Source organism: Lactobacillus helveticus DSM 20075 = CGMCC 1.1877, assembly GCF_000160855.1.
Classification (GTDB): domain Bacteria; phylum Bacillota; class Bacilli; order Lactobacillales; family Lactobacillaceae; genus Lactobacillus; species Lactobacillus helveticus.
In genome coordinates this window covers 1-7,802 of record NZ_GG700765.1, presented here as the reverse complement: position 1 = coordinate 7,802, position 7,802 = coordinate 1, and the positions used below count along the sequence as shown (strand labels likewise).

The 7,802-nt window shown below is 37.0% G+C and carries 6 protein-coding genes and 1 pseudogene; all 7 read right to left on the bottom strand.

Annotated elements, in window-relative coordinates; genetic code table 11:
* Positions 1-9: 9 nt before the first annotated feature.
* Positions 10-2,178, bottom strand: a complete 2,169-nt coding sequence (nrdE, locus tag HMPREF0518_RS09025) for a class 1b ribonucleoside-diphosphate reductase subunit alpha (protein WP_003627928.1) — start codon at positions 2,176-2,178, stop codon at positions 10-12.
* Positions 2,171-2,596, bottom strand: a complete 426-nt coding sequence (nrdI, locus tag HMPREF0518_RS09020; RefSeq protein ID WP_003627927.1) for a class Ib ribonucleoside-diphosphate reductase assembly flavoprotein NrdI — start codon at positions 2,594-2,596, stop codon at positions 2,171-2,173. The genes nrdE and nrdI overlap by 8 nt, the downstream gene beginning before the upstream one ends.
* On the bottom strand, positions 2,577-3,584 hold the full coding sequence (nrdF, locus tag HMPREF0518_RS09015) for a class 1b ribonucleoside-diphosphate reductase subunit beta (protein WP_003630318.1): 1,008 nt from the start codon (positions 3,582-3,584) through the stop codon (positions 2,577-2,579). Before nrdF ends, nrdI begins: the two co-directional genes overlap by 20 nt.
* Before the next feature lie 265 nt (positions 3,585-3,849).
* A pseudogene (locus tag HMPREF0518_RS09925) lies at positions 3,850-4,202 on the bottom strand (SDR family oxidoreductase); the annotation flags it as partial.
* 307 nt (positions 4,203-4,509) lie between these two features.
* Positions 4,510-5,067, bottom strand: a complete 558-nt coding sequence (gene epsC / locus HMPREF0518_RS09005) for a serine O-acetyltransferase EpsC (protein ID WP_003630326.1) — start codon at positions 5,065-5,067, stop codon at positions 4,510-4,512.
* Positions 5,033-6,217 carry a trans-sulfuration enzyme family protein gene (locus HMPREF0518_RS09000; RefSeq protein ID WP_003627923.1) on the bottom strand — a complete coding sequence of 395 codons (1,185 nt, stop codon included), beginning with the start codon at positions 6,215-6,217 and terminating at the stop codon, positions 5,033-5,035. The genes epsC and HMPREF0518_RS09000 overlap by 35 nt, the downstream gene beginning before the upstream one ends.
* A gap of 21 nt (positions 6,218-6,238) precedes the next feature.
* On the bottom strand, positions 6,239-7,150 hold the full coding sequence (locus HMPREF0518_RS08995; RefSeq protein ID WP_003627922.1) for a PLP-dependent cysteine synthase family protein: 912 nt from the start codon (positions 7,148-7,150) through the stop codon (positions 6,239-6,241).
* Positions 7,151-7,802: the final 652 nt, after the last annotated feature.

The window sequence follows — 7,802 nt, the reverse complement described above, 5'->3', positions numbered from 1 at the left end:
ATTATTAAACTAAATCATACATTTCTGGCATTCTGCACCATTTTGAATTAAACATTCGTCTGCAGTCAAGTTCTCACTACCAGCTAAAACTTTTTCTCTTACTCTAACATAATAAATTGAGTTGCATCGCTTTTTAAAGGCATAAATATAAGCCTTATTTAAATCTCTTGTTGTTGCATTATCTTCAACAAATAAAGTTAACGAAATTGATTGATCAACATACTTTTGTGCAGCAGCTGTAATATCAATAATAGCATTAGGTCCTACTTCATATGCACCCTTTTCGTAATACTCATAATTGTCTTTATTAATCTTATAAGCTGGTACATAAATTCGACCCAAATCAGCCTCTTTGCGTGTTTCAACAGGAGCTACTACTGGCTGCAAACTTGGTGTACATGAAGATAAATAACTAATTGATCCAGTAGGTGCAACTGCTAATAAGTTAGCATTAGCTATACCTGTCTTTTTAATTTTAGTAATCAATTCTTCCCAATCTTCTTTAGTTGGAATAACTAATTTATATTTAGCTACAATTTCTTTAATCTTGTCTGTTTTCGGTGAGACTTCCTCATCAATAAATTTTTTGAAATAATCACCACTAGCATATGATGAATCTTTGAATCCTTTAAAAGCACCATACTTTTCAGCTAATTTATTTGATTCTTTAAATGCATGGTATGCAATTGTATAAAAGAAAATTCCTGTAAATTCAACTGCTTCTGGTGAATCATAATAAATATGATTAGTTGCTAAAAAGCCATGTAAATTCATTGCTCCTAGACCGATTGCTCGATTAGCTTTATTTCCCTTTTTAATTGAAGGAGCACAATCTAAATCTGAAGACCTGGCGACACGATTAAGCGCTTGAACACTATCAGAAACCAAACTACCTAACTTGTCAGCGCTATTCATTGCTGCTGCAATATTAAGTGATCCTAAATTACAACAAACATCGTAGCCCGTCTTATTAAAACTTAAGTCTTCATTATAGGTACTTGGCGTATTAACCTGAGCAATTTCTGAACATAAATTAGACATCACGATCCGCCCCAATTTCTTTTGTGGGTTTCTTCGATTGACAGTATCTTCATACATAATATAAGGATACCCTGATTCAAATTGAACTTCAGCAATAGTTTGGAAGAATTTTCTAGCATTGATAAATGTCTTTTTAATACGTGGATTATTAAGGAGATTTTGGTATTCTTTAGTAATTGAAATATCTGACATTGGTTTACCATATTCACGTTTAATATCATATGGTGAAAACAAAGCCATCTTTTTATTTTCTTTGGCTAGTTCAAAAGTAATATCTGGAATCACTACGCCAAGTGATAAAGATTTTATTCTTACCTTTTCGTCAGCGTTTTCTCGTTTAGTATCTAAAAATTGCATAATCTGGGGATGATGGGCACTTAAATAAACTGCGCCGGCACCTTGTCTTTGCCCTAATTGATTGGCATAAGAAAATGAATCTTCTAGTAATTTCATTACAGGAATTATCCCACTAGATAAATTCTTCATTTTTTTAATAGGTGCACCTAATTCACGCAAATTAGTTAAGCATAGAGCAACACCACCACCACGTTTAGATAATTGCAGACTTGTGCTTATTGCTCGTGAAATTGATTCCATATTGTCTTCAACTCTGAGCAAATAACATGAAATATATTCACCGCGTCTCTTTTTACCTGCATTCAAGAAAGTCGGAGTTGCTGGCTGGAAACGATTACTAATAATATCTTTAACTAAATTCAAGGCCAGTTCTTCATTGCCATCAGCTAAAAATAAAGCATTCATAACAGCCCGATCTTCAAAACGTTCTAAAAATTGTTTATTATCGTTTGTTTTTAAGGCATATGCTTTATAGAATTTAGCTGCACCCATAAAGTTCAAAAAGCTAAAATTTTGTGCATAAGCTAATTTGAAAATTTCTTTAATAAATTTAGCTGTATATAAATCTAGAACTTTTTTATCATAGTAATTATTATCAACTAAATAAGCTAATTTTTCTTCTAAAGAAGCAAACTTTTTCATTCTTGGTTCAATATGATTTTCAAGATATTGCTTAGTAGCTTCCTTGTCAGCTTTAAAATTATAATTTCCTTTTTCATCTTTAAATTTAGTAAGTGCATTTAAAGAAATATATGAATCATGATTAAGATTATCAGTCATTGTCTTCACCTGCATCAGCAATTATTTTATTAACATTATTTACATCTTCAGTTGTTCCCATTAACTCAAATTTATATAGATAAGGAACATGTAATTTCTTAGAAATTACATCCCCTGCCAAGGCAAAAGAATTACCAAAATTGGTATTTCCACTAGCAATAACACCAATACATTTTTGCCGATTAGCCAATTTGTTCAAAAAGTGGATAACTTGCTTAGGCACAGCACCTGTAGTCCCATGGCCACCAGAATAAGTTGGCGTAATTAAAATATATTCTTCAGAAACTGAAATTTCTTTACTGAGTTTAATAGGAATCCTAATAGAATTACAATCTAACTTTTCTACAAAGCGTGCTGTATTATTTGAAGTGGAAGAATAATAGACTACTAATGGCTTTTTAGAAATCCCAGTCATCATCTTTAGTCTCCTCTCCTGTTCCCATTACATATGAAGAACCATTACCAGAAAAGAAATCATGGTTTTCATCAGCTTGAGCTGATAATTGAGCGAATACTTCTGGAGAAACATAAGTTTCTTCTGCGGTAAAAGGAGAATCATAGCCTAAATTTTGTAAAAATTTACCTGCATTATACAAACTGAAATGAATTGCATCATCAACCAAATCAAAATCACCATAAAGCTCGTGCAAATATTTCTTTTCCAAATCAATTAGTTTATCTAAGAAATCAAAAACGAATTTTTTCATTTCTGCTTGTTTAGCTGGAGCTAATTTCTTTACGGCCAATTGATATTTGTAACCACTATAATAATTGTGAATAACCTTATCTCTTAAGATCAATCTAATAATATCAGCAGTATTAGGCAATTTACCTCTTGCAGCTAAATAAAATGGTAAATAAAAACCACCATAAAGCAGGAACCCTGGCATAATTGCTGCGGCAACCTTTGATTTAAGCGGATCATTGCCTGTATAATACGGAATTACCGCTTTCGCTCTTGCTTGTAAAGCATCATTATTAACTACCCATTCATGCGCTTCTTCAATTTGTTCACTAGTACATAAAGTAGAAAAAATAGTTCCATATGATCTTGCATGGACAGCAACCATAAAAGCAAAATTTGCATAGATAGCTTGCTCTATATCAGTTTGTGAATTTTTAATTTGGGCTACATCACCCACACTTGCTTGAGTTGTATCTAATAAAGTCAATCCAGTGAAAGTGCGAGTTATAAGCTGTTGCCAGTCATCAGATAATTGATTCCAAGAACTTATATCATTCGAAACTGGGATTTTTTCAGGTAACCAAAAGTTTTGAGTAACTCTGTTCCAAACCTCAAGATCCTTATCATCTTTAATGTCATTCCAGTTAATAGCTCGCATATTTTTGCCGTTGTTATTGTAAGCAAATTCAACTGGTGACTGTGAATAATCATAATAACTCATATTTGCTCCTATCATTATTTATTGTTTTATCTAATATATGTGTAAACATACTATAGCATCTTCTGCTCAATAATACAACATGTAGATTTTTTGGTTATTTATAATCAATATATTGTGGTTAAGCCGTTTTGATAATACAAAATTATTTTCAAATTTATTTTATCTTCCAAAAATAATGTAGGTGTTATTTTTTTGCTTTTTTGATAAAAAAATCTCTAATAACTATTTTTATTGTTATTAAAGATTATTTATTCTAAATATTTTTTTAATGAAATCTCATTCCATCATCAACTTGAAGTGATTGTCCAGTAACATACCCAGCACCTGATGAAGCAAACCAAGCCACAACTTCAGCTACATAGCTAGGTTTTGCTTCACGACCAAGCGCTATCTCTTTGAGACAATTTGCTTGTTGCTGCGTTATTGTTTCATGTTTAATTTTTGCAATTTTTTATCAATTGCATCTCGCATTTTTGTGCGAACAATTCCTGGATTATAAGCATTAACAGTAATTTTATCTACTGCCAATTCTTTGGCCGCAGCTTGAGTCAAGCCACGAATTCCAAATTTTGAAACAGAATAAGCACTTTGCAAAGCAGAAGCTTCATATCCAACCAAATGTTGTTGGGTTAAGTGCAGTTCTTTTCTTCTTTTTCGTAACACATTAGCAAATTGCAATTTAATAGTCCTCCTTAACTTTTAAGATAGCAGAAATCTCATGAATGTAACGCAATTACCATGTTACATTCATGATTATTCGATCTTAATCGAGAAAAAATTGGCTTTTAACGCCAATTGAGCTTAATTTGATGTGTTTTCAGACGGACCCTAATTATTTTCGACACAATAGTTAAATACGAAAAACACCTTGATGATATTTTTGCCAACTGGCAACTCTTTTCATCAAGGTGTTTTTCGTAAGTTATTAATTTTTAGTGGTTGACGTGTTTGTCGTGAAGGTCACGTTAATGACTTTAGCGGGTAACTTGTTAACGGTTCGGGCAGGGTTGCCGACCACTGTGGTTTTATCGGCCACGTTATTCAGGACAATTGCCCCTGCGCCAACTTTACTAAAGGCACCGATCGTAATGGTGCCAAGCAATTGGGCGTTGGCGCCAATGAATGCACCCTTTTTTACATAGGGATGTCGCCGACCTTCAACGGCCCTCCTGGCACCCAGCGTCACGCCATGCAGGATAGTGACGTCATCTTCAATCACGGCAGTGGCACCGATCACAACGCCAATCCCGTGATCGATAAAAACGCGCTTACCGATTTGGGCTTCCGGCGAAATTGAAATCCCGGTTACTTTGGCGGCATGTTGACTTAGGAACCCGGCAATTGTATAAAGTCGATGAAAAGCCATAAAGTGAGCGATTCGGTACCAAAACAAGGCCCGAATCCCCGGGTAGGTTAAGAGAACTTCTAAAAGACTGTGGGCTGCCGGATCACGCTTGAGAATGGACCTTGCTGTCTGAAACATTTTTCTCGCTCCTCTTAAGCTCATTGAAGCCGCGTTCCAAATCGGCTAACAAATCCTTTTGGTCTTCAACGCCGACTGAAAGGCGAATTAACTCGTCTTTGATGCCGTTTTTCAACCGAATGTCACGTGGAATTGAGCCGTGGGTCATCAAGGCCGGAATTTCGATCAAGCTTTCCAGTGCACCCAAACTCTCGGCCAATGTGATAACGTGCAGTTGTTCAACAAATTGTTTTGGATCCAGTCCGTCCTGTAATTCAAAGGAAATCATTGCGCCAAAGCCGTGCATTTGTTTTTTGGCGACTTCGTAATCAGGGTTGTTCGGATCGCCAGGGTAGTAAATTTTGCTGACAAGTGGCTGGTTTGATAGATAATTGAAGACGGCTTCGGCATTGGCCAAATGAGCACGCATTCGAAGAGACAACGTTTTAATCCCACGTTGCAATAGCCAACTTTCCTGAGGGGCCAAAATACCACCAATGGCATTTTGAAGGTAACCAATTTTTTCGGCCAATTGATCATCTTTAGTGACGACCAGCCCGGCAATGACGTCGCTGTGACCACCAAGATACTTGGAAGCACTGTGAAGAACAATATCCACTCCCTGTTCCAGCGGTCGCTGAACGTAAGGCGAGGAGAAAGTGTTGTCGATAATGCTTAAAATTTGGTGCGATTTGGCAATCTTGGCAACCGCTGCAATATCGGTTACTCGTAAAAGCGGGTTGGTTGGCGTTTCCAAGTAAATTGCTTTGGTATTTGGCGTAATCGCTTCTTCAACAGCGGCCAGGTCGCGGGTGTCAACCACGGTAAAGGTCATGCCAAAGCGTTTTAAAACGGCGTCAATCAATCGGAAGGTACCACCGTAGACATCATTGCCAATGACGAAATGGTCGCCGGCGGAGAACATTGAGAAGACTGTGTCGATTGCAGCTGAACCGGAAGCAAATGCAAACCCGGCTGTGCCGCCTTCCAACTCGGCAATTAGTTTTTCAACTGCTTCTCGAGTTGGGTTTCCAGAACGAGAATACTCATATTGATTTTCACCGATTTTTTGCTGATGAAAAGTTGATGCCATATAAATCGGCACCGAAACTGCTCCGGTTGCTTTATCTTCGCTAATACCACCATGAATTAATTTTGTATCAAATTCCATTTTAATAACCTCACTTTATTTTTAATCATAAATATTTTCACTCATGTAACGTTCACTGCTATCTGGAAAAATTGTGACAATGGTACTATTCTCGGGAAGTGCCTTGGCAACCTTTAAGCTGGCAGCCAAGGCAGCCCCGCTTGAACTGCCAATGAATAATCCCTGCTTCTTGGCAAGCTCCTTAACTTGATGAAAGGCGTCGGCATCGGCAATTGTTAACGTTTTGTCGATTTGAACATCTTTAAAAAATGGTGGGACAAATTCAACACCGATGCCTTCAGTTCGATGGGGATGGGCAGGCCCACCATTTAGAATTGAGCCTTCAGGTTCCACAACGATGGTTTGAGTCGCCGGATTCTGCTCCTTTAAGTAACGAGCGACGCCTGCAAATGTCCCACCACTGCCCGCACCGGCAACAAAGGCGTCAATTGGGTCATTGAGGTCGTCAAGCAACTCTGGTGCCAGAGTGTGATAATAAGTATCAGGGTTGGCCGGATTTTTGAATTGCATTGGAACGAAACTGTTAGGAGTTTGATTGTGAAGCTCTTCTGCTTTTTCAATGGCGCCCTTGATGCCCTGATCACTGGGGGTGTTGATTAATTTTGCCCCTAAGGCTTTCATCAATTGTTGTTTTTCAAAACTGAACTTTTCCGGTACGACCAGAATGGTTGGCAAATGGTGTTGTCGAGCGGCAAGGGCAACCCCAATTCCGGTATTGCCGGCAGTAGGTTCGATAATTGTTGTTACACCTTCAGTTACCTGACCACGATTAATCGCATCTTGAATCATGTATTGGCCCAGTCGGTCTTTGATGCTGCCTCCTGGATTAAACATCTCCAGTTTGGCGTAAATGTGACTGTGATTTGGAATGTTGATTTGCAGATCAATCAGTGGCGTATGACCGATCAGTTCTGAAATGGAATGAATAAGCATAAATAAGATCCTTTCTAATCATTTGGAGCAGTGTTTAGCTGGCGGGATGCTAGGGAAAATGGCCGCAATAGATAGAAAAAGGGCGCGAAATTCTGAAATCCAGAATTTTCGCGCCCTTAGTTCAACTCCAGCCAAGTGGACATTGAACTCTTTTTAGGTCATGATTTCCCAAAAAACGTCAATGCTAACAGGCCGAACATCGCCAAAAACGCGTTGTTCGACAGCAACAATCAATCGCATTAAACATTGATTGACTCATCATGACACCTCCGAAATTTTTATTGTGATTAATATACACAATTTCGAGACATCTGTCAATCTTGAGCTAAAAAATAAAAAAGTCATGATAAATAGTTGAAATTTCTAGTAGCTTGAAAATATTTTTTCTCTGGTGTTATTTTCAAATTCTGTTTCGTGAATGTTTTAATTTGCTTTTGTTATATTAGTTATATTGTTGATAAGATTGAATATCATCTTATTCAGATAAGAGCGAGACATACTGCAAGCAAGAACATTGCGATATATTTTTTAATTTACATTATGAGGTTCATATTAAATTTATTGGAACAGAGATTTCGAATTTAATGGTTAGCTCAATATTAGTTTTCTACTTTTAGTTGTTTATCTTTTTCAGCTTTATTCTATCCCAGCT

What these genes read in the sequence shown, in the direction of transcription:
- nrdE (WP_003627928.1), bottom strand. Translation starts at nt 2,178, where the DNA reads ATGACTGATAATCTTAATCATGATTCATATATTTCTTTAAATGCACTT.
- nrdI (WP_003627927.1), bottom strand. Translation starts at nt 2,596, where the DNA reads ATGATGACTGGGATTTCTAAAAAGCCATTAGTAGTCTATTATTCTTCC.
- nrdF (WP_003630318.1), bottom strand. Translation starts at nt 3,584, where the DNA reads ATGAGTTATTATGATTATTCACAGTCACCAGTTGAATTTGCTTACAAT.
- epsC (WP_003630326.1), bottom strand. Translation starts at nt 5,067, where the DNA reads ATGTTTCAGACAGCAAGGTCCATTCTCAAGCGTGATCCGGCAGCCCAC.
- HMPREF0518_RS09000 (WP_003627923.1), bottom strand. Translation starts at nt 6,217, where the DNA reads ATGGAATTTGATACAAAATTAATTCATGGTGGTATTAGCGAAGATAAA.
- HMPREF0518_RS08995 (WP_003627922.1), bottom strand. Translation starts at nt 7,150, where the DNA reads ATGCTTATTCATTCCATTTCAGAACTGATCGGTCATACGCCACTGATT.